Origin of the sequence: Pseudaquabacterium terrae, from assembly GCF_013266755.1 — a bacterium.
GTDB classification, from domain to species: Bacteria; Pseudomonadota; Gammaproteobacteria; order Burkholderiales; family Burkholderiaceae_C; genus Pseudaquabacterium; species Pseudaquabacterium terrae.
Genome location: NZ_JABRWJ010000006.1, coordinates 62,004 through 83,411 on the forward strand (window position 1 = coordinate 62,004; position 21,408 = coordinate 83,411).

Below are 21,408 nucleotides of genomic sequence, written 5' to 3' on the forward strand. Positions count from 1 at the left end.
GCGGGCGATGCGATGAAGGCCGGCTAGCAGCCGGCCTTTTTCATGGCAGCGCGGCGAGCGTCTGCGCGCACCAGGCGCGCATCTGCGGGTCCGCAATCTCGTCGAGCAAGGCCTGCATGCGCGTGCGCTGCGCGGCGACTGCGGGTTGATCGCCGGCCGCGCGCGCGGCATGCGCGCAGGCCTCGTGCGCAAAGAAGCGCTCGGCCGCATCGGCGCCTTCGGCTTCGCAAGCCGCGAGGCACGCGCGTGCATGGTCGAGCGCGAGGGCGCCGTGGCCGAGCGCCGCATGGCACAGCGCGAGCTGGTAGTCGGCGCGTTCGACGTGTTGCCAGGTGCCCGCACGCTGCCAGGCGCGGCGCGCGATGGTGGCGGCTTCGATCATCAAGACTTCGCGATCGGCGTCGCCGCGCGGGCCGTCGCGCAGGTGCTGCGCGACGTTGTTGGCGCAGGCCGCGTAGGCCTGGCGCGCGGTGTTGTCGGCATGGGCGGCCGCCGCCGGCTCGGCATCACGCAGCGCTTGCGCCGCCGCCGGCACGTGGCCTGACGCGACCCTCGCGAGCACCACGTTCTGCAGCGCGCGCCAGCGCAGGGCGTCGGCAAGCATGATCGCGCCGCGCTCGCCGCCCGCTGCCTCTAGCTGTGCCAGCGCCCATGAGACGCGGCCGACGGCCTCGGCGCAGGCGCCCTCGCGTGCACCGCGCAGCGCCTGGGGCAGGGCCTGCACGAAGCGCCGCAGGCCGCTCGGATCGGCCAGGTGGCCGAGCATCACGTGCTCGGCCAGGCGCACGGCCTCGGCGCCTTCGTCGTCGCATGGCAGTGCCGCGGCGCGCGCGGCGAGGCCATCGGCGACCGCCTGCGGCGTCGTCGCGTGGCGGTCGTGAGCCTGATCGAGAAAGGCGCGCAGCGGGATCGCGACGCTCATCGTGTTGCCCTCGACGTCCACAGCAGCGCCATCTCGACGCGGTGCTCCTGGTCGTGCGCCAGCATCGCGGCCAGCAGCGCGCCGGCGTCGGTCGCTTGCCCGCCGAAGTGCAGCGGCCGCGCCAGCGTGGTGGCATCGCAGCGTGCCAGCGCGCTGAGCGTGCGCCGCCGCTGCGCGATGAAGCGCCGCGCCGCCGCGCGCCACGGCCGCTGCTGGTAGCGCCGCTCGATCGCCAGCCGGTCGCCGTCGACGCCCGCCAGCGTCGGCTCGGTTTCGGCGAGCACGCGCGGCCAGCGCTGCGCCCAGCCGAGCGCTTCGACATCGGCCAGGTGCCACAGGTGCTCGACCAGCGAGAAGCGATCGGGCGCGGGCTTCTCATAACCTTCGTGCGGCGGCATCGCCGCGAGCAGCTGCCGCACCGCTTCGGCACTGCCCGCGAGGTAGGCGCGCGCCGCCTGCAGTGCCGCGGCATCCGCGATGCGCGCGCCCGGCAGCAGGCCGAGCGGCGCCGCAGCGAGCGCCGAAGCGAGCGGATCGAGGGTCGGCTTCGACACGGCCTCGACCGGGCGCTCGTGCACCACCGTCAGGCGGCTGCCACCCGCGCAGGCGGCGATCGACCAGCGCAGCGACTGCACGCCGTCGGCCGCTTGCAGCTGCAGGCTCAGGCACGACGGCGGCAGCGCTTCGAGCACCGTCAATGTCAGCGCACGGCCCTGTGCATCGTGGCCGTGCAGCGCGCAGCCGGCTTCGAGCGCCATCGGCGGCAGCGCGGCACCGAGGTAGTCGGCGACGAAGGCGCTGTCGCAGATGCGCGGCCACACCACGCTCGGCGGCGCCGGCAGGCGCGACGAGCGCACGGCATGCGGCGCGGCCAGGCGCGTGATCATGGGGTGCCCTCCAAGGCCTTCTGCAAGGCGGCCAGCGCCGCGCTGTGCTCGCGCGCGGTCGTCGTGACCCAGCGCGCCGGCAGCGCCTGCAGTGGCACCGGATTCAGGTAGTGCAGCTTCTCGCGCCCGCGCCAGACCGCAACCACCAGGTCGACCGCCTCCAGCGCCGCAAGGTGCTTCGACAGCGCCTGGCGCGACTGCGCGAAGCCCTCCGCCAGCTCGGTCTGCGTCAGGCCGGGTTGGTCGCGCAGGCGGTCGAGCAGGCGGCGCCGCGTCGCGTCGGACAGCGCGCGCAGCAGCTGATCGATGTCGTCGTCGTTCATCAGACCGCGGCGCGCCGCTCCGGCTCGCTGGCATGCAGGAAGCCGGTAAAGAGGTCGCGCGGCGGCGCAATACCCAGCTGCTGCAGGATGCGGCCGATCGCACCGCGGTGATAGGTGCCGTGCGCGATCACGTGCATCAACATTTCGGCACGCGACATGCAGCCGGCCTCGCCGTCGGTGAAGACGAAGTGCAGGCGCTCGGCCAGTGCCTGCGGCGGCTGGTCCTCGACGAAGCGCAGGTACCAGGCATCGGTCGTGCGCACCGCGTCGTGCAGCGCATCGAGCGTCGGCGTGTCGGGCGTGTTGGTGGCGGCGAAGGGCAACGGCAGCCGCTGCAGCTGCGCCTCGAACAGCCGGTCGACGATGTGGATGTGGTTCGCGATGCGCATCGCCGTGTGTCGCTCGGCGGCATGCACTTGCGCATCGATGCGCGCGAGGCAGGCCAGCAGCGCATCGCCGGCCCAGGCCTTGTAGCGGAACAGGGAGGGCAGCAGCAGATCGGTGCTCATGACGGGGTGTCGGGGCCGGCCCGACAGGCAACTCGATGGTTGCATGTTGCCAGCAGCGCCGTCGATACGCAACCCTTCGATTGCGTATCGACACCTCGCTCAGTCCGGGTCCGGCAGCCCGAAGAGCCGCGCGCCGTTGCCCCAGCCGATGCGCCGCGCTGTCGCCGGCGGCAGGTCACCGAGCCAGCGCCGCGCCTCGGCCATCAGCGTCTCGTAGCCGCTCCAGCGGCCGTTGATCCAGGTGTCGGAGCCGACCACGAAACGCTCGGGAAACTCGTTCAGCAGCGCCTGCCACTCGGCGCTCAGGCCACCGCCGCCGGCGGTCAGTCCGGGCCGGTACGACAGCTCGCCGATCAGCAGCGGATAACGCTGCAGCAATCCGCGCACGCGCTCGACCGGCACGCCGCCGATGCCGGTGTGGGCCCAGATCACGCGCGCCTGCGGCGCATGCGCCATCAGCTTGTCGATCGCCACGTCGTCGACATGCGCCAGCACTGCCAGGCCGCGCGCCTGCGCGAGCCGCACCAGCTTCGCCGCCACCGGGCCATCGGCGTTCGCGCTGTCGTAGAGGTGGAATTCGCCGAGGCCGCGGTACGGGCCAGCGGCGGTGCCGGCGGCGAGCTCCTGCTGCACCATCGTGTGGATGGTCTCGTCGGCGAACCAGCCTGAGTAGTCGGCGCGGTTGCGGTACAGACGCACGAAGGGCACGACGGTGACGCCGGCGCGGCGCGTCTCGTCGCGCGCGGCGGCGAGCGACTTGGTGCCGTCGTTGGGCCGGCTGTTGGCGATGATCGCGCGCACGCCGGAGCGCTGCATCATCGCCAGCACCTCGCTGATCGGGTACGGGCAGGCACCGGGGAAGGCGCACGCCTCGTCGTTGTAGTGCAGATGGGCGTCGAACAGCGGGCCGCGGTAGGGCGTCTGCGCCGATGCGGACAGCGGCGACAACAGCGCCATCGCGAGCACGGCGGCCTGCGCGAATTCGACGATGGGACGCATGCAAGGCCTCCGGTGCGGGATGCCCGCCAGTCTAGGCCCGGCGACTCACGCAGTCACCGCCGCCCGGATGATCTCGAGCGCCCGCGCCAGCGCCTCCGGTGCGACCGAGCCCAGGGCCACGCGCACGGCCTGCGGCACATGCGTCGTCGCAGCGAAGGGCTCGGCGGTGGTGAGCAGCACGCCGTCGGCCTCCAGCGCGGCGGCGATGCGGTCGGCGCGTTGCCCACCGGACAGCGGCAGCCACAGGTAGTAGGACATGGGATGCGCCACCACCGTGCAACCGCGCAACGCCCGGCGTGCCAGCGCCTGGCGGCGCCGCGCGTCGGCGCGCTTGGCGTCTTCCAGCGCATCGACCTGGCCCGATTCGATCCACACGCAGGCCAGCGCCGTCGTCACCGACGCGGTCTGCGATGTCGAGATGCGGATGGCCCGCTCGAGCGCGGGCATCAGCGCGAGCGGCGCGGCGACGTACCCCACGCGCAGCCCGGCGGCCACGCTCTTCGACAGTCCGGACACGTAGACCGTGCGCTGCGGCGCGAGGGTGATCACCGGCGCCGGCGCGGGCTCGCCGAGGAAGGCGTAGGTGCCGTCCTCGATGATCATCAGTTCGTGCTGCTCGGCCAGCCGCGCGAGCCGGATGCGGTCGTCGGCCGGCATCACCGAGCCGAGCGGGTTGTGCAGCGTCGGCATCGTGTAGATCGCGCGCACCGGGCGGCGCTTGCACAGCCGCGCCAGCGCATCGAGGTCGGTCTGCCCGCCCGCCTGCGGCAGGGCCAGGATGTCCAGCCGCTGCGCGCGCGCCAGCGCCAGCAGGCCGGGGTAGCTGAGCGCATCGACGGCCAGCACGTCGCCCGGCTTCAACAGCGCCATCAGCGTCACCGCCAGCCCGTGCTGCGCGCCGGCGACGATCAGCACCTGCTCGGGCGGCAGGCGGATGCCGCGGTTGCGCAGGTGCCGGGCCATCGTCTGCCGCTCGTGCGGCCGGCCGCCCTGCGGCGCCGAATGCAGCAGGGCATCGAGGTCGCCGGACGCGGCGATGCCACGCAGGCCCTCGCGCAGCATCTGATCCTGGCCCGGCAGCGTCGGGTAGCTCAGGCTCAGGTCGATGGCGCCGAAACCGGCCGGATGGTGCTCGAGCCCCGAGCCGCGCGGCAGCGAGGCATCGCGCACGAAGGTGCCACGCCCGGTTTCGCCGACGACCAGGCCCGCCGCGGCGAGCTCGCCCATCGCGCGTGAAGCGGTCGCCAGCGCCACGCCGTGCGACTGCATCAGCGCGCGGATCGTCGGCAGGCGGTCGCCGGGGCGCAGTTCGCCGCTGTGGATGCGGGCCGCGAGCTCGTCGACGATGGCGTGGTAACGGGCCGGGCGCATGGCTTGTATCTAGAACAATCGTTTGATCGTACTGGATCGACGGCGTACGCTGCCGGCCATGCACATCGCCATCCTGACCTTCGACGGCTTCAACGAGCTGGATTCGTTGATTGCCTACGGCATGCTCAGCCGCATTCGCTTGCGCGGCGACGCGGACTGGCGCGTCAGCATCGCCAGCCCGACCGCACGCGTGACCTCGATGAACGGCCTCACGCTCGATGCGCACGTCGACCTGGCGGCCGCCAATGCGGCCGATGCGGTGCTGATCGGCAGCGGCATGAAGACGCGCGAGGTGGCCGCCGATGCATCGATCATGGGCCAGCTGCAATTGGACCCGGCTCGGCAATTGATCGCGGCGCAGTGCTCGGGCACCTTCCTGATGGCGAAGCTGGGGCTGCTCGGCCCGCTGCCGGCGTGCACCGATTCGACCAGCAAGCCGTGGGTGCAGGCGGCCGGCGTCCAGATCCTGAACCAGCCCTTCGTCGCGCAGGGCAACGTCGCGACGGCGGGCGGCTGCCTGTCGGCCCAGTACATCGCGGCCTGGTTGATCAACCGGCTGAAAGGACTGGACGAGGCGCGCGAGGTGCTGCACTACTTCGCACCGGTGGGAGAGAAGGACGCCTATGTCGAGCGCGCCCTCGCGCACGTGGCGCCGCAGCGCGAGCTCGCCGGCGGCATCGAGCGTTAGGCCGAAGTCCGCGCCAGCATCGGCTTCAGGAAACGCCCGGTGTGACTGTCGCCGCACTCGGCGATCAGCTCGGGCGGCCCCTCGCACAACACGCGGCCGCCGCCGGCGCCGCCTTCCGGGCCCATGTCGATGACCCAGTCGGCCGTCTTGATGACATCGAGGTTGTGCTCGATGACGACGATCGTATTGCCGGCATCGCGCAGCTGGTGCAGCACGCGCAGCAGCAGCTCGATGTCGGCGAAGTGCAGGCCGGTGGTCGGCTCGTCGAGGATGTAGAGCGTGCGGCCGGTGTCGCGCTTGCTCAACTCCAGCGCCAGCTTGACGCGCTGCGCCTCGCCGCCGGACAGCGTGGTCGCGCTCTGGCCGAGCGTGATGTAGCCCAGGCCGACGTCGAGCAGCGTCTGCAGCTTGCGCGCCAGCGTCGGCACCGCGCTGAAGAAGGCGTGCGCGTCCTCGACCGTCAGGCCGAGCACCTGGCTGATGTTGCGGCCCTTGTAGAGCACCTCCAACGTCTCGCGGTTGTAGCGCTTGCCGTGACAGGTGTCGCAGGGCACGTAGACGTCGGGCAGGAAGTGCATCTCGACCTTCAGCACGCCGTCGCCCTGGCACGACTCGCAGCGGCCGCCGGCGACGTTGAAGCTGAAGCGCCCGGCGCCATAGCCGCGCTCGCGCGCCATCGGCACCTCGGCAAACAGCTCGCGGATCGGCGTGAACAGCCCTGTGTAGGTCGCCGGGTTCGAGCGCGGTGTGCGGCCGATGGGGCTCTGGTCGACGTTGATGACCTTGTCGAAGGCATCCAGGCCCTCGATCTCGTCGTGCGGCGCGGCCTCGGCATGGCTGTTGTAGAGCTTGCGCGCGACCGACGCATACAGCGTGTCGTTGACCAGCGTGCTCTTGCCCGAGCCCGAGACGCCGGTGACGCAGGTGAACAGCCCCACCGGGATCTCGACCGTCACGCGCTTCAGGTTGTTGCCGCGGGCGTTGACGATGCGCAAGGAGCGCGGCTCGTCGCTCTCGGCCAGCGTGTGGCGCAACTCGGGCACCTCGATGCGCATCACCTGCGCCAGGTAGCGGCCGGTCAGCGACTCGACGCTGGCCGCCACCTCGTCCGGCGTGCCCTGCGCGATCACGCGGCCGCCGTGCACGCCGGCGCCGGGGCCCATGTCGACGCAGAAGTCGGCGGCGCGGATCATGTCCTCGTCGTGCTCGACGACGAGCACGCTGTTGCCCAGGTCGCGCAGATGACGCAGCGTGCCGATCAGGCGCTCGTTGTCGCGCTGGTGCAGGCCGATGCTCGGCTCATCCAGCACGTACATCACCCCCGTCAGCCCGGAGCCGATCTGGCTGGCGAGCCGGATGCGCTGCGCCTCGCCGCCGGACAGCGTGTCGGCGCTGCGGTCGAGGCTCAGGTAGTTCAGGCCGACGTCGTTGAGGAACTTCAGCCGCGAGCGGATCTCGCGCACGACCTTGTCGGCGATCTCGGCCTTGGAGCCTTTCAGCTTCAGCTGCTCGAAATAGGCTTGCGTGTCGGCGAGCGTCGCGTGCTCGACCTCGAAGATCGCCTTGCGATCGACGCCGTCTTCGCCTTGCAGGAAGACATGCCGCGCCTCGCGCCGCAGCCGCGTGCCGTGGCACTGCGTGCAGGGCTTGGCGGCCTGGTAGCGCGCCAGGTCCTCGCGCACCGCCACCGAATCGGTCTCGCGGTAGCGCCGCTCGAAGTTCGGAATGATCCCTTCGAACGGGTGCGAGCGCTTGACGGTGCGCGTCTTGCCCTTCGCGCCCTCGGCCTGGTAGATGAACTGGATGTCGTCGCTGCCGGAGCCGTACAGCAGCGCCTGCTGCGCCTTCTTCGGCAGCGCCTCGAAGGGCGCATCGATGTCGAAGCCGTAGTGCTGCGCCACCGACTCGAGCAGCGAGAAGGTGTAGGCATTGCGCCGGTCCCAGCCCTTGACCGCGCCGCCGGCCAGGCTCAGGGACGGAAAGGCGACGACGCGCTCGGGGTCGAACACCGTCTGCACCCCCAGGCCATCGCAGGCCGGGCAGGCGCCCATCGGTGCGTTGAACGAGAACAGGCGCGGCTCCAGCTCCGGCAGCGAATAGCTGCAGACCGGGCAGGCGAACTTGCTGCTGAACAAGTGTTCCTTCGCGCTGTCCATCTCCAGTGCAATGGCACGGCCATCGGCAGCCCGCAGCGCCGCCTCGAAACTCTCGGCCAGGCGCTGCTTGACGTCGGCGCGGGCCTTCAGCCGGTCGATCACGACGTCGATGTCGTGCTTCTCGCTCTTCTTCAGCTTCGGCAGGTCCGTGGCCTCGACGATCTGGCCGTCGACGCGAAAGCGCACGTAGCCGCGCGCCTGCATATCGGCGAACAGCTCGACGAACTCCCCCTTGCGGTCGCGCACCACCGGCGCCAGCACGATCAGCCGCGTTTCCTCCGGCAGCGCGAGCACGGTGTCGACCATCTGGCCCACGCTCTGCGCCTCGAGCGGCAGCTCGTGGTCGGGGCAGTAAGGCGTGCCGGCGCGGGCGTACAGCAGGCGCAGGTAGTCGTGGATCTCGGTGACGGTGCCGACGGTCGAGCGCGGGTTGTGCGAGGTCGCCTTCTGCTCGATGCTGATCGCCGGCGACAGGCCCTCGATGACATCGACGTCGGGCTTGTCCATCAGCTGCAGGAACTGCCGCGCATAAGCCGACAGGCTCTCGACATAGCGCCGCTGGCCTTCGGCATACAGCGTGTCGAAGGCCAGACTCGACTTGCCCGACCCCGACAGCCCGGTGATCACCACCAGCGCGTGCTTCGGGATGTCGAGGTCGATGTTCTTCAGGTTGTGGGTGCGCGCGCCGCGGATGTGCAAGGTCTGGCCTTGCTGCGGGCGGCGATCATCGTCATCGGGGGGCATTCACTGCAGGCGGGGCGAAGGCAACCGGGCATGATAGCCGCGCGGCGCTTTCAGGGCAGCCGCGGCGGTTGCGGCGACCTTAACGCGTCGCGTCGCGCAGCGACTGCACCGCCGCCGCGTCGAGCGGCGCGAACCAGGCGCTGCCGTCGGGCTCGGCCCAGCGCACGCCGTCGGCATCGATGCGCAGCATCGCGGGCGGCACATTGGCGGCGCGGCCGAGCACGATCGTGCCGCCGGACGAAGCGAAGTTCGATGCCGCTGGCGTCGACAGCCGCTGCCAGCGGCCGCGCGTCAGCTGGTCGAGCAGCGGAAGCCAGCGTTGCTGCGCGTGATCGCCGGGCAGCGCCAGCAGCGCGGCGAGCTGCGGCGGCATCATCGTCGCGGCGGCCAGCTGCGGCGGCGTGGCCTTGCGCGCCGTGTTGGGCTGTGGCACTGCCGCGCCGGTGGCCGGCGCCTGCGCGAGCGCGCCTTGCGACAGGCCGCGCTCGGCGCGCACGGCATCGCGTGCGCCCGGTGCGGCGGCGGCGCGCGCGCGCGATTCGACCGCCACGTCGGCCGACGAAGGCGATTCGGGGAAGGCGCGCGGTGGCGCGGTGGCGGTGGCCGGGGCCGGCGGCGCGGCGGGCGCAGGGGGTGCAGCGAGTGGTGCCGGCGGTGGCGTCGGCGCGGCGGCGGGGGGTGGTGGCGTAGCGGCAGCGACCTCGGCGTTCTTCGCCTCCTGCGTTGGCCCGGCCGCGCGTTCGGCTGCGGCAGCCCGCGCTTCGCGCGATTTCGCCAGCGCGGGTTCGGCGGGGGCGGGGGCGGGGGCGGGGGCGGGGGCGGGTGGCGCGGCGGGCGCGGCATCGCGGCGCTGCGGCGGCTGCGGCGCGGCTGCACGCGCCGGTGCCTTGTCGGCCGGCATGCGCGGCGCGGCGGCGGCTTCCTCGCGCACCGCCGGCGCCGGCGCCGGATCGGGCACCACCGACGGCGCCTGGGCGATCGTCGGCGCAGCGGGCCTGGGCGCGGGCGCTCGACTTGGTACCAGCGGCGGCGCGTCATCGCTCATCGGCGGCACGGGTTCGTTGAACCACAGCGTCATCGTCAGGCTTGCGACCACCAGCGCCGCGAGCCCGCCGGCCCACACCGGCCGCGGCGCGAGCAAGGCCTGCCAGCCCTGCTGCAGCGCGGTGAGCGCACGCGCCGGCAGGCTCGGCCGCGGTGGCGCCACGGCCGCGCGCGCAGCCGCTGCGATCGCCGCGGCGATCGCCGGCGGTGGTGCGGCATCGTGGTCCGGCGCGTGGCGCAACGCCGCCTTCAAGCGCGGATCGGGGCGGAAGTCGTCGCGCTCGCTCATGTCCGCCTCATCGCGCGCCGCGCAGGTTGTCGGGCGCCAGGTAGGCCCCCATGCACGTCCGCAGCTTGCTCATCGCATAACGCAGCCGGCTCTTCGCGGTCTCGAAACCCAGCTCCAGCGCGCGGGCGATGTCGTCGAGCGTGCAGTCCTCGTCGTGGTGCATCAGGAAGACGACGCGCTGCGGCGGCGGCAACTGATCCAGGCAGCCGAGCAGCCGTTCGCCGGCGCGGCGCCAGAACAGCTGGTCCTCGGCCGGCGCGGCGCCCGGCGCGGGCCAGTCGAGCCAGGGTTCGCCTTCGGGCACGAAGCTCGCGTCGCCATCGTCGCTCTCGAACGCGGTGTTCGAGACCTCGCGGCCGCTGCGCCGCAGCTGGTCGATCGCCCGGTTCTGCGCCAGCGTGAAGAGCCAGGTGCGAAAGCTCGCCGCGCGCGCGCCGTCGGCGTCCTGCGGCCGGGCGACGAAACGGTCGCGCGCCTGCACCACGCGCAGCCAGGTGTCCTGGAACACCTCGTCGGCCTGCGCCGCCAATGCGCGGCCGAGCAGGCGCCGCACGAAGCGGTACAGCGCCGCCTGGTGGCGCTCGTAGAGCCGGTCGAAGGCGCGCGCATCGCCGCGCGCGAAGGCCGCCATCAGGCGGGCGTCTTCGTCGGCGTCGGTGCGCTGCGGCTCGATCATCGGCGGGCAGTCTGCCATGCGCAGCAGCGCATGCGGCACGGGGAATGGGAAACGCAGCTCCATACGAAGGCTTGCACGGCCGACACATCGCAACGGGGTTGCGCGAGTAGCATCAGAACGTGGCCAGGTCCTCGTTCACCTCCCGGCCCGCCAGCGCCGTGGCGGCCGCTGTCATCGCCCTCGCCGGCTGCGGCGGCGGGATCTACATCGGCTGGGGCGGCGACGACGACCGCCCGCCGATCGTCGGCCTGGCCAGCAGCCTGAATGCCGCCGCACCCGGCCAGACGGTGACGCTGATGGCCGCAGCGAGCGACGACTTCGGCGTCGACCGCGTGCAGTTCTTCCGCATCGAGTCCGACGGCAACGCCGTCTCGCTGGGCAGCGACAGCAGCGCGCCGTACCAGCAGCAGACTGCCATGCCGAACACCAGCGCGAACACGGTGCGCTACTTCGCCCGCGCCTTCGACGAGGGCGACCAGTTCAACGACAGCGACCAGGTCACGGTGACGGTGCTGCGCTGAGCGTGGTCTCCACCAGCCGCCGGCCGAGCCAGCTGTCGCGCTGGACGATGAACTCGCGCAGCCGCTCGGCGTAGTCCGGCGCCACCGCCGCGCGTACCGAGGCGCGTGCCGCGAGCGCCGCACGCCACGCCGCCAGCCTCGGCAGACCGTCGAAGATGCCGGTGGCTGCCGCCGGCTCGATCACCTCGAAATAGCGCCAGGCCGGCGCGAACGCCGCATCGACGATCGAGAACGCCGCGCCACCGAACCACGGCGCGCTGCCGCCATGCGCCGCGAGCTCGCGTTCCAGCGTCTCGCAGCGCTGGCGCAGGCCTTGGCAGGCCGCATCGAACCCGGCCCGGTCGCGCGCCCCGTAGAGCTGGCCGATCTGCTGCAGCACGGCCGATCCGAACTCGACCCAGGCGCGATGCCGTGCGCGCGCCAGCGGCGCCGCCGGATGCAGCGCCGGCGCGTGCGTCTCGTCGAGGTAGTCGCAGATCACCGCCGACTCGAACAGCGGCACGATGGCCGCACCGTCGCGCTGCAGCAGCATCGGCGTCTTGCCCAGCGGCGACAGCGCGCTGAACCAGGTCGGCTTGTCGGCGAGATCGACGTCGATGCGGCGATGCGCGACGCCCTTCTCGGCCAGCACGATCAGCGCGCGCTGCACGTACGGGCACAAGACATGGCTGACGAGCACCGGCTCGTCGCCGACGGCGAATGGCAGGATGGTGCGACTCATGCGCGCGCTCCGGCCAGCCGCGGCGACGGCGTCGACGCCGCCCGCCCACGGAGCGCCCATGCACCGTCGCCGAACAGCACATGCACCAGCGACATCGCGGCCAGGAACACCGGGTACTCCCAGCCGCCGTTCGGCGCGCTGAAGACCCAGCCGTTCGCGGCGTGCACGAGCGTCGCGCCGGCCAGCACCGGCAGCAAGGCCAGCGAGACCCAGCGGCCGTTCCAGCCGAGCAGGATCAGAACACCGCCGCTCACTTCGGCGGCTACGACCGGCCAGGCGAGCAGCGTCGGCAGGCCTTGCTGGGCCAGGAAGCCGCTGAAGCCGGCCATCGTGAAGACAGACAGCTTGAGCCAGGCATGGGCCAGCCACATCGTGCCCAGCGACAGCCGCAGCAGCGCCGCCGCGGCATCGGGCTTGGAGGTGAAGAACATCGGGGGACTCCTCGAAAGGTCATGGACAGGGCGCGATCGTCATCGGCGCGGCCGCCGATGAAAATAGGCGCCCATGAACCTTTCGATTGCAGCAACGCCCAGCCCGCGCCTCGACGCCCGCGACCTGGAACTCGTGCTCGCGCTGGTGCGCGGCGGCACGCTGGCCGAGGGCGGGCGGCTGCTCGGCCAGGATCTGTCGACGGTGTTCCGCGCGCTGAAGCGGCTGGAGCAGCGCCTGGGCCTGACCCTGTTCGAACGCGGCCGCAGCGGCCTGGTGCCCGGCGAGCTGGCGCTCGCGCTGGCGAAGAGCGCGGAGGCCGTCGAAGACGAGCTCGACCGCGCCGATGCCCTGCTGCGCCCCGGCGAGCGGCGCCTGGCCGGCACGCTGCGCGTGACGACGACCGACACGATGCTGATCGGCCTGCTGCTGCCGCTGGTGGCCGAGTTCCGCGCCTTGTTCCCGCTGCTGACGCTCGACTTCATCGCCGACAACCAGCTCGCCAGCCTGAGCCGGCGTGAAGCCGACGTCGCGATACGCGCGACGACGAAGCCGCCCGAGCACCTGGTCGGCGCGCGGCTGGGGCCCATCCGCTCGGCGCTGTGGGCGCATCGCTCGCTGCTGCCGGCGCCGCCGGCAGTGCCGGATCCGTCGACGCTGGCCTGGGTGTCGCCGGATGCCGACGAATCGCTCGCCGACCACTTGTCGGTGCGCTGGCGCCGCCGGGTCTATCCGCAGGTGCAGCCTGCCCTGCGCTGCAACAGCATCCTCGCGGTCGCGCAGGCGGTGCGCTGCGGCGCGGGCGTCGGCGTCGCGCCGCGCTTCCTGCTGCAGGATCAGCCGGGCCTGGTGGCGCTGACCGGCGACGAGCCGGCGCTCGACACCGAGCTGTGGCTGCTGACGCACCCGGACGTGCGCCACCTGCGGCGCATCAAGGTGTTCTTCGACTTCGTGCGCGAGCGGCTGGTCTTGCCCTGAACCGAATTCAGGCGCACAGCACCCGCAGGATCTCGCGCCCGTAGGCCTCGAGCTTTTTCGCGCCGACGCCGCTGATGCCTGCCAGCGCGTCGAGCGAACCGGGCGCCTCGCGCGCCATCTCGGCCAGCGTGGCGTCGTGGAAGACGATGTAGGCCGGCAGGTTGTGCTCCTTCGCCACCTCGGCGCGCCAGGCCTTCAAGGCCGCGAAGCGCTGCAGGCCGGGTTCGTCCAGCGGCAGCGGCGGCGGCTTGTCGTGGCCCGCGGCGCCATTCCCGCCGTTGCCAGCGCGGCCGGCGCGGCTCGCCTTGCCGCGCTTCGGGGGATCGCTCGGCACGCGCAGATGCACGCTCACCTCACCCCTTAGCACCGCACGCGCCGAATCGGCCAGCTCGAGCGTGTTGTATTCCCCTTCGGCACGCATGTGACCCTGCGCGATCAGCTGGCGCAGCACGCCGCGCCATTGCTGCTCCGACAGGTCGGCGCCGATGCCGAAGGTCGACAGCCGCTCGTGCTGGTGCTGCGCCACCTTGTCGCTGTGCTTGCCGCGCAGCACGTCGATCAGGTGGCCGGTGCCGAAGCTGATGCCGCCATGCTGGCGGAAGCGGTAGACGCAGGACAGCGCCTTGCGCGCGGCCTCGGTGCCGTCCCACACCGCGGGCGGATGCACGCAGTTGTCGCAGTTGCCGCAGGCGGTGCTGTGCTCGCCGAAGTACGACAGCAAGCGCACGCGCCGGCAGTCGTGCGCCTCGGCCAGCGCCAGCAGCGCATCGAGCTTGGCGCGCTGCAGGCGCTTGAACTCGTCGTTCGCCGGGCTCTCGTCGATCATCCGGCGCTGGTTGACGACGTCGACCAGGCCGTAGGTCATCCAGGCATCGGCGGCGGCGCCGTCGCGGCCGGCGCGGCCGGTCTCCTGGTAGTAGCCCTCGATGTTCTTGGGCAGGTCGAGGTGGGCGACGAAGCGCACGTCGGGCTTGTCGATGCCCATGCCGAAGGCGATCGTCGCGACCATCACCAGAGCGTCCTCGCGCAGGAATCGGTCCTGGTGGCGCTTGCGCACGTCGGCATCCAGCCCGGCGTGGTACGGCAGCGCGCTGATGCCCTCGGACTGCAGCCAGGCGGCGGTCTCTTCGACCTTCTTGCGGCTCTGGCAGTAGACGATGCCGGCGTCGCCCTCGTGCTCGTCGCGCAGGAAGCGCAGCAGCTGCTTCTTCGCCTCGTCCTTCTCGACGATGGTGTAGCGGATGTTCGGCCGGTCGAAGCTGGCGACGAACTGCTCGGCGCCGTTCAGCGCCAGACGCTCGACGATGTCGGCGCGGGTGTGGTCGTCGGCGGTGGCTGTCAGTGCGATGCGCGGCACGGTGGGGAAACGCTCATGCAGCTGCGACAGGCCGAGGTATTCCTCGCGGAAGTCGTGCCCCCACTGGCTGACGCAGTGCGCCTCGTCGATGGCGACCAGGCTCAGCAGGCCGCGCTCGTGCAGCGAGTCGAGCATCGCCAGGAAGCGCGGCGTCAGGATGCGCTCGGGCGCGGCGTACAGCAGCACCAGGCGCCCGCCGAGCAGCTCACGCTCGATGCGCCGCGCCTCGTCGCCTTCGAGCGTGGAATTGAGGAACGCGGCGTGCACGCCGGCTTCTTCGAGCGCGCTGACCTGGTCGTGCATCAGCGCGATCAGCGGGCTCACGACCAGCGTGACGCCGCGCCCTCCGCGATGGCGCGCGATCGCCGGCACCTGGTAACACAGGCTCTTGCCGCCGCCGGTGGGCATCAGCACCAGCGCATCGCCACCGGCGCCGACATGCTCGACGATGCGCGCCTGTTGGCCGCGGAAGGCGGCATATCCGAACACCTCGTTCAGGATCGCGAGCGGGGTGTCGGCGGCTGGGGACATGGGTGTGAAGGTTCGGACGAGTCGGCGATTGTCGCCGGCCGCCATCTTCGGCTTCGGCGCGACCCCGGGCCATCCCCCTGAAGAGTGCATCAGGTGAGCGAATAGACTGCCAGTCACTTCATGACGAGAAATCCCGAGGCCATCGTGGCGTTGACCCCGCCCAACGTGGACCCCGCGTCGCTGGACGCGGTGCTCGCCGGCGTGCTGCGCGGGTCGTGGCTCGGCGTCGTGCTGCTGGCGCCCGATGGGCGGCTGCGCTGGGCGAACCTGGCGGCCGCCGCGCTGCTCGGCGGCCAGCCGGAGACCTTGCAGGGCCGCGGCCTGCGCAGTTTCTTCACCGAGGACGAAGCGCAGCAGCCGGCGCTGGAGCGCCTGGAGGCCTGCCTGGCCAGCGGCGAGGCGCTGCACCCCGGCTTCGAGCTGCAACTGCGCGGCGCACCGCGCTGGCTGCGGCTGGAGCTGCAGCGGCTGCCGCCGGAGCAACGTGCGGCGCAGCAGCTCGGCGGTGCGCTGGCGCTGATCGACGTCACCGAGCAGCGCCGGCTGCGCGAGGAAGCCGGCCGCGAAGGCCAGCTGCTGCGCGAGGCGGCGCGGCTCGGCCACATCGGCGCCTGGGACTTCGACTACCTCGCCTACCGGCTGCGCTGGAGCGAAGAGACCTTCGCGATCCACGACTTGCCGCCCGGCGCCGAACCCGATCCCGAGGCGGCGCTCGCCTTCTACGACGACAGTTCGCAGCGCCGCGTGCGCGCCGCGATGCGCGAGGCGCTGATTCACGGCACGCCGTTCGACTTGCCGCTCAGCCTGGTCAGCGCAACGGGACAGGCCAAGCGCGTGCGGCTGATCGGGAGTGCGCAGTGCGACCAGGGCCGCGTGGTGCGCGTCGCGGGCCTGTTCCACGACATCACCGAGCGCGAGCAGCACGCGCAGGCGCTGCTCGACAAGGCGGCTGCCGAAAGCGCCAGCCGCGCGAAGAGCGAGTTCCTGTCGCGCGTCAGCCACGAGCTGCGCACGCCGCTGAACGGCGTGCTCGGTTTCGCGCAGCTGCTGCAGCACCGCGCCGGCGAGCTACCCGGCTGGACGGCCGAGCCGCTGCGGCTGATCCGCCAGGCCGGCGACCACCTGCTGACGCTGATCGACGACATGCTCGACCTGGGCTCGATCGAGTCCGGCGCGCCACGGCTGACCCTGCGGGCGGTGGCGCTGGACGCGGTGGTCGGCGAGGCGCTGCGACTGGTCGCCCCGCAGGCGCTGGCCGCGGGCGTCGTGCTGCGGCCGTGGACGCTCAACGGCGCCTGGGTCGAGGCTGATCCGACGCGGCTGCGGCAGGTGCTGCTGAACCTGTTGTCGAACGCGATCAAGTACAACCGTCCCGGCGGCGACGTGCGCCTGCTGCAGCACGAGGGTCCGGAAGGGCTGACGCTGCGCATCATCGACAGCGGCACCGGCATCAGCGCCGAACGCCGGCGCGAGCTGTTCCAGCCCTTCAACCGGCTCGGCGCCGAGGGCGGCGCGGTGCCCGGCAGCGGCCTCGGCCTGACGATCGCCCGCCACCTGGCCGAGGCGATGGGCGGGCGCCTGGAGCTGGCCCCGGCGCCGCCCGCGGGGGCCCCCGCCGGCACCGAGATGCGGGTGGTGCTGCGCCGTGCCGACCCGGCGCCGGCCGCGGCCGCGCCGCCTGCCGTCGATGCCGCGGCCGACGGCGCCGGCACCTGCCACGTGCTGTACGTCGAGGACCATCCGGTCAACGCGATGCTGGTGCGCGAGGCGCTGGCGGTGCAGCAGCCGCGGCACCGGCTGCGCATCGCCGAGACCGGCGAGGAAGGGCTGGCGATGGTCGCCGAGGAGCGGCCCGACGTCGTGCTGCTCGACCTGAACCTGCCCGGCGCCGACGGCTACGCGGTGCTGGCGCAGCTGCGCGCCGATGCCGCGACCGCCGGGCTGCCCTGCGTCGCGGTGTCGGCCGACGCGATGCCCGAAGAGGTCGCGCGCGCCCGCGCGGCCGGCTTCGATGACTACTGGACCAAGCCGCTGGCGATGATCGGCCTGGCCGAGCGCATCGCGGCGATTGCCGCCTCCGGCAGCGCGCGCGCGCCCGGTTGACTGCAGCGGCACCCCCGAACGGGTGCCCCGGCTTCCCCCTTCCGGGTCCTGGAAGGGGTCCGGCGGCTGGCTATCATGGCCGCCTGGGATCCATGCCGGCCGCCGGCCGCGCCACGAAGGATCCCGCGGCAGGCAATACACGGAGTGCGCGCCATGGCATCAGTCAACAAGGTCATCATCGTCGGCAACCTCGGGCGCGACCCCGAGGTCCGCTACACGCCCAACGGCAGCGCGGTCTGCAACCTGGGCGTCGCCACCACGCGCAACTGGAAGAACAAGGAGTCCGGCGAGCGCCAGGAAGAGACCGAGTGGCACCGCGTCGTGCTGTTCGACCGCCTGGCCGAGATCGCCGGCGAATACCTCAAGAAGGGCCGCTCGGTCTACATCGAAGGGCGCCTGCGCACCCGCAAGTGGACCGACAAGGACGGCGTCGAGAAGTACACCACCGAGATCTACGGCGAGCAGATGCAATTGCTCGGCGGCCGCGAAGGCATGGGCGGCGGCGCCTCGGGCGGTGCCGATGACGGCGGCTACGAAGGTGGTGGTGGGGGTGGCGACGCCCCGCCGCGGCGCAGCGCACCGCCGCGGGCACCGGCGGCCTCGCAGAAGCCGGCCCAGAAGTCGAGCGGCGGCTTCGAGGACATGGACGACGACATTCCGTTCTGAGCTAACCAACGAAAAACGCGGGCCCGAGGGCCCGCGTCTGAAACGCTTGACAGCGAAGCGGGCCGCCTTGTGGGTGGCCCGTTCTTTTTGTTGTTAGAACTCGTACTTCAGGGTGATCTGCACGGCCCACTGCGACTCGCCCTTGGCTTGGCGGGTCTCGTAGTCTTCCAGCGCAACGGTGTTGTAGATGTACTTCCCGTTGCTGATGCCCGCGTAGTTGACGAAGCTGCGGGCGTTGGCGCCGTTGTTCTGAACCCCGCCGACCGTGCCGGCATTGAAGCCGACCTCGTCGATGCGGCCCCAGCGCTTGTTCAGCAGGTTGCCGAAGTTGAGGATGTCGATCGTGAAGACGCCCTTGTGCTTGGCCATGAAGCCGGGCACTTCCTGGCTGAAGCGCAGGTCGAAGTTGTTGACCCACGGGCTGGTGCCGCTGTTGCGGCTGGCGACCGTGCCGCGCGCACCGGACAACGCCGAGTCGGCGTTCACGATGTCCCAGAAGCGCTTCTCGTTGGCGGCCCGATCGGCCTCGGTCGCGCCGTAGAACAGCACTTCACCGGAGCCGGGAGCCGTCGGGACGTACATCAGGTCGTTGCCCGCGACGCCGTCACCGTTCATGTCGTTGCGGAAGGTCCAGCTGTACGGCTTGCCGCGCCGGCCCTCGTAGAACACGCCGAGGTTGGTGCGGTAGGTCGAGATGAAGGCCTTGGACCAGCTCATCGTCCCGCTGACGCGATCGCGAACCACGTAGGACGAGCGGCCGGCGATGTCCTCGTTGGGATCGAAGACCGAGCGGTTCGCCCAGTTGGAGATCGCGCGCGACGAGGTGAGCGGATTGACCTCGGTCAATGCGGTCTTCGTGTAGGCGACGCCCCAGTTCATCGAGCGCGAGAACGCGGCGCCGGCCAGCGACAGCGTCAGCGCGTCGCCGCGGCCCTGCTCCGAAGTCTCTGCCAGCACCACGTCGAGGAAGTTGCGGTTGCGTAGGAAGCGGCTCTGCCCGCCGCAGCCGGTCACCAGACCGTCGCTGCCGTTCCAGCAGGCCGTGGAGCGGCCCTGCGCGTTGTAGTACAGCGGACGGCCATCCGGACCGGTCGTCGTCGGCGCGCCGAGGTTCAGGTGGCGGTAGTGCAGGCCATGCTTGGTGCGGGTGTGCACCCACTCGGCGCCGGCCACCAGGCCGGCCCACGGCAACTCGGCGTCGAATGCGAGATTGGCCTTCCACACCGATGGCTGCTGCATGTTCGGCGCGATCACGTCGACGGCCGCCGCCGGCGGCACACCAGTGATCGTCGGCTGGTTGTCGCCGTCGGCCGAGAAGCGCAGGTCGGCCGGGCACGGCGCCGCACCGGCGCCGCAGCGGAAGCTGGCGTTGACAACGCCGGTGTTCTGGTACGGGTTCGTCAACCAGACGTTCATTGCCGCACCCTGGAACAGGCCGAGGCCACCGCGCATCTGCATGCGCCGCTCCTTGGCGCCGGGCGTCAGGTCGAAGTTGAAGCCCAGGCGGGGCTGCACCAGGTTCTTGCCGTCCATCGAGACGGTGTTGTCCATGCCGAAGCCGCCGGTCTGCGCGGCGCCGGTGGCCGGGTTGCCGGCCGCCAGCGGCTGCATGAACGCGGTGTTGGCGATCGGCCGGTCGTCGGTGCTGACGCGGTCGGCGCGCAGGCCGCCGGTCAGCGACAGCTGCCGGTTGACCTTCCAGGTGTCCTGCAGGAACACGCCCAGGTTGTCGAGCGTCCAGTTCGCCGCGCTGTCCTGCAGCGTGCGGCCGGCCAGCGGCAGGCGCACGGTGTAGGTCGTCGGCCGGCCGCTCGCGAACAGCGCGACCGGATCGGAGCCGGAGAACTCGTAGACGCCCTTGCTGCTGTCGACGAAGGCATTGAATATGTCGATGCTCTGGTAGTCGGCACCGAACTTGATCTCGTGGTCCTGAATGTTCCAGGTGCCGGCAGCGTAGAGGTCCTCGCTCTTCGTGCTCAGCCGGTTGAAGTGGCGCGAGAACTCGGTGCCGAACAGCAGCCGGCGCGGGCCGGTGGCGGTGCCGGCGGGTGCGGGATCGGTGAAGGTCAGCTGGATCGACGGCAGGTTCGCGACCGTGTTGTGGACCTGCGCCATCTCGGTCTTCGAGACCTTCAGCTCGGTCGACAGCTGGTCGGTCCAGTCGGCGAACCATTGGCCGACGAGGGACTCGTTCGTCTTCTGCGTGGTCCACCAGTACGAGCTCAACGACAGGCCGGTGGCGTTGAAGCCGCTGAAGATCGGCTCGGCCTGGTCGGTCTTGGTGTAGCGCAGGTTGGCGCGATGGTTGTCGTTGACGTTCCAGTCGAGCTTCAGCAGCGTGTCCTTGACCGTCAGCTCGACGCCGGACGGCACGTCGGAGCCCCCGGCTTCGATGCCGTACACGGTGCGCGCGATGTTCTGCGCCGCGGCCACCTGCGTCGGCGTGATGCCGACGTTGGTCAGGCTGCTGCCGACCGGACCGAAGGTCGGGCTCGAGCGCGAGCTGGCGAGCTCCTCGTAGCTGGCGAAGAAGAACAGCTTGTCCTTGATGATCGGACCGCCGAGCGTGAAGCCCTTCAGATCCTCCTTGAAGGCCGGCGGTGCAGAGTAGGTGCCGGTGGTGCGGTTGTAGCGGTCGCCGGCGAGGTCATCGTCGCGGTAGACGTAGTACACGCTGCCGTGGAACTCGTTGGTGCCGCTCTTCGTCACCGCATTGATGTTGGCGCCGGTGTAGCCCTTCTGCGTGACGTCGTAGTTCGAGATGTTGACCTGAACCGACTGAATCGCGTCGATCGAGATCGGCTGCTTCAGCGTCGGCAGGTTGTTCGCCTCGAGGCCGAACGTGTCGGTGATCGACACGCCGTCGACGGTGACGCGATTGAAGCGGCTGTTCATGCCGAGCGCGGAGATCTCGCCACGATCCTTGTCGGTCTGCGCCAAGCGCGGATCGGTGCGCGCGTAGTCCTGCAGGTTGCGGCCGATCGATGCCAGCGAATTCAGCTCACGGCTGCCGATGTTGGTGCCGGCACCCATGCTCGAGGTGCTGAAGCGCGCGGCAGCCGTCGATGCACCCGTCACGACCACCGTCGCGGTGCCGATGCCGATCGCGCCATCGAGCGTGGTCGTCTCGGCCAGCGTGAGGAAGACGTCGTTGCGTGTATCCGTCTGCCCGTCTTTCGTGAACGTCACGGTGTAGGGTCCGCCGACGCGCAGGCCGCGCACCGAATAACGGCCTTCGGCATCGGAGACGACGTTGGCGACCGAGCCCGACTCGACGTGCCGGATCGACACCGCCGCGCCCGCCACCGGCTTGCCCGCTGCATCGGCCACCCGCCCGCCGATGGCAGCCGTCGTGTTCTGGGCCAGCACCGGCGCCGCCGCCATCGCGACGGCAATGCTGATCACCGTGCGCGGAAAACCGAACCAGTGCTTGTCGTTCATCGTGCTCACTCCTCGAGAGTCAAAAAAGATTCGGCCGCCGCCCTCAGCGCCGG

At 71.3% G+C, this 21,408-nt stretch carries 18 protein-coding genes; 5 read left to right on the forward strand and 13 right to left on the reverse strand.

Annotated features, from left to right (window positions below; genetic code table 11):
• Positions 1-40: 40 nt before the first annotated feature.
• From HLB44_RS19620 to HLB44_RS19645, 6 genes are all read right to left on the reverse strand, one after another.
• Positions 41-922 carry a hypothetical protein gene (locus HLB44_RS19620; RefSeq protein ID WP_173125724.1) on the reverse strand — a complete coding sequence of 294 codons (882 nt, stop codon included), beginning with the start codon at positions 920-922 and terminating at the stop codon, positions 41-43.
• Positions 919-1,809 carry a DinB family protein gene (locus tag HLB44_RS19625; protein WP_173125726.1) on the reverse strand — a complete coding sequence of 297 codons (891 nt, stop codon included), beginning with the start codon at positions 1,807-1,809 and terminating at the stop codon, positions 919-921. Before HLB44_RS19625 ends, HLB44_RS19620 begins: the two co-directional genes overlap by 4 nt.
• Positions 1,806-2,132, reverse strand: coding sequence for an ArsR/SmtB family transcription factor (locus HLB44_RS19630; protein WP_217283746.1), 327 nt, complete (start codon positions 2,130-2,132; stop codon positions 1,806-1,808). Before HLB44_RS19630 ends, HLB44_RS19625 begins: the two co-directional genes overlap by 4 nt.
• A complete protein-coding gene (locus HLB44_RS19635; RefSeq protein ID WP_173125728.1) occupies positions 2,132-2,641 on the reverse strand; it encodes a DinB family protein in 510 nt (169 codons plus the stop codon). Before HLB44_RS19635 ends, HLB44_RS19630 begins: the two co-directional genes overlap by 1 nt.
• Before the next feature lie 99 nt (positions 2,642-2,740).
• A complete protein-coding gene (locus HLB44_RS19640) occupies positions 2,741-3,598 on the reverse strand; it encodes an amidohydrolase family protein (RefSeq protein WP_173127066.1) in 858 nt (285 codons plus the stop codon).
• 87 nt (positions 3,599-3,685) lie between these two features.
• Positions 3,686-5,011, reverse strand: a complete 1,326-nt coding sequence (locus tag HLB44_RS19645) for an aminotransferase-like domain-containing protein (protein WP_173125730.1) — start codon at positions 5,009-5,011, stop codon at positions 3,686-3,688.
• A 58-nt stretch (positions 5,012-5,069) separates the two neighbouring features.
• On the opposite strand from HLB44_RS19645, the gene HLB44_RS19650 reads away from it, so the two are divergent.
• The gene (locus tag HLB44_RS19650; RefSeq protein WP_173125732.1) at positions 5,070-5,699 is read left to right on the forward strand and encodes a DJ-1/PfpI family protein; all 630 of its coding nucleotides are present in this window, start codon (positions 5,070-5,072) and stop codon (positions 5,697-5,699) included.
• Here HLB44_RS19650 and uvrA read toward each other — a convergent pair.
• From uvrA to HLB44_RS19665, 3 genes are all read right to left on the reverse strand, one after another.
• Positions 5,696-8,599, reverse strand: a complete 2,904-nt coding sequence (uvrA, locus tag HLB44_RS19655; RefSeq protein WP_173125734.1) for an excinuclease ABC subunit UvrA — start codon at positions 8,597-8,599, stop codon at positions 5,696-5,698. The two genes, HLB44_RS19650 and uvrA, sit on opposite strands and share 4 nt — an antisense overlap.
• 79 nt (positions 8,600-8,678) lie before the next feature.
• The gene (locus HLB44_RS19660) at positions 8,679-9,932 is read right to left on the reverse strand and encodes a hypothetical protein (protein ID WP_173125736.1); all 1,254 of its coding nucleotides are present in this window, start codon (positions 9,930-9,932) and stop codon (positions 8,679-8,681) included.
• Positions 9,933-9,939: 7 nt separating this feature from the next.
• Positions 9,940-10,671 (reverse strand): sigma-70 family RNA polymerase sigma factor, encoded by a 732-nt coding sequence (locus tag HLB44_RS19665; protein ID WP_343051416.1) that lies wholly within the window; start codon positions 10,669-10,671, stop codon positions 9,940-9,942.
• 56 nt (positions 10,672-10,727) lie between these two features.
• Between HLB44_RS19665 and HLB44_RS38205 the strand changes: the two genes are divergently transcribed.
• Entirely contained in the window at positions 10,728-11,129 is a 402-nt protein-coding gene (locus tag HLB44_RS38205; protein ID WP_217283747.1) for an Ig-like domain-containing protein, read from the forward strand.
• On the opposite strand, the gene HLB44_RS19675 is transcribed toward HLB44_RS38205, so the two are convergent.
• Together HLB44_RS19675 and HLB44_RS19680 are read right to left on the reverse strand one after the other, a co-directional pair.
• Entirely contained in the window at positions 11,107-11,850 is a 744-nt protein-coding gene (locus HLB44_RS19675) for a glutathione S-transferase family protein (protein WP_173125738.1), read from the reverse strand. The genes HLB44_RS38205 and HLB44_RS19675 overlap by 23 nt on opposite strands.
• Positions 11,847-12,281: a DoxX family protein gene (locus HLB44_RS19680; protein ID WP_173125740.1), complete on the reverse strand. Its 435-nt coding sequence runs from the start codon at positions 12,279-12,281 to the stop codon at positions 11,847-11,849. The genes HLB44_RS19675 and HLB44_RS19680 overlap by 4 nt, the downstream gene beginning before the upstream one ends.
• Positions 12,282-12,354: 73 nt before the next feature.
• Between HLB44_RS19680 and HLB44_RS19685 the strand changes: the two genes are divergently transcribed.
• Positions 12,355-13,257 (forward strand): LysR family transcriptional regulator, encoded by a 903-nt coding sequence (locus tag HLB44_RS19685; RefSeq protein ID WP_173125742.1) that lies wholly within the window; start codon positions 12,355-12,357, stop codon positions 13,255-13,257.
• 7 nt (positions 13,258-13,264) lie between these two features.
• Here HLB44_RS19685 and recQ read toward each other — a convergent pair whose 3' ends face one another.
• On the reverse strand, positions 13,265-15,145 hold the full coding sequence (recQ, locus tag HLB44_RS19690) for a DNA helicase RecQ (RefSeq protein WP_173125744.1): 1,881 nt from the start codon (positions 15,143-15,145) through the stop codon (positions 13,265-13,267).
• A 120-nt stretch (positions 15,146-15,265) separates the two neighbouring features.
• Here recQ and HLB44_RS19695 point away from each other — a divergent pair, with 120 nt between their 5' ends.
• Entirely contained in the window at positions 15,266-17,248 is a 1,983-nt protein-coding gene (locus tag HLB44_RS19695; RefSeq protein WP_173125746.1) for a hybrid sensor histidine kinase/response regulator, read from the forward strand.
• A gap of 153 nt (positions 17,249-17,401) precedes the next feature.
• On the forward strand, positions 17,402-17,914 hold the full coding sequence (gene ssb, locus HLB44_RS19700; RefSeq protein WP_173125748.1) for a single-stranded DNA-binding protein: 513 nt from the start codon (positions 17,402-17,404) through the stop codon (positions 17,912-17,914).
• A 93-nt stretch (positions 17,915-18,007) separates the two neighbouring features.
• Here ssb and HLB44_RS19705 read toward each other — a convergent pair whose 3' ends face one another.
• Positions 18,008-21,355, reverse strand: a complete 3,348-nt coding sequence (locus HLB44_RS19705) for a TonB-dependent receptor (RefSeq protein ID WP_173125750.1) — start codon at positions 21,353-21,355, stop codon at positions 18,008-18,010.
• Positions 21,356-21,408 lie beyond the last annotated feature (53 nt).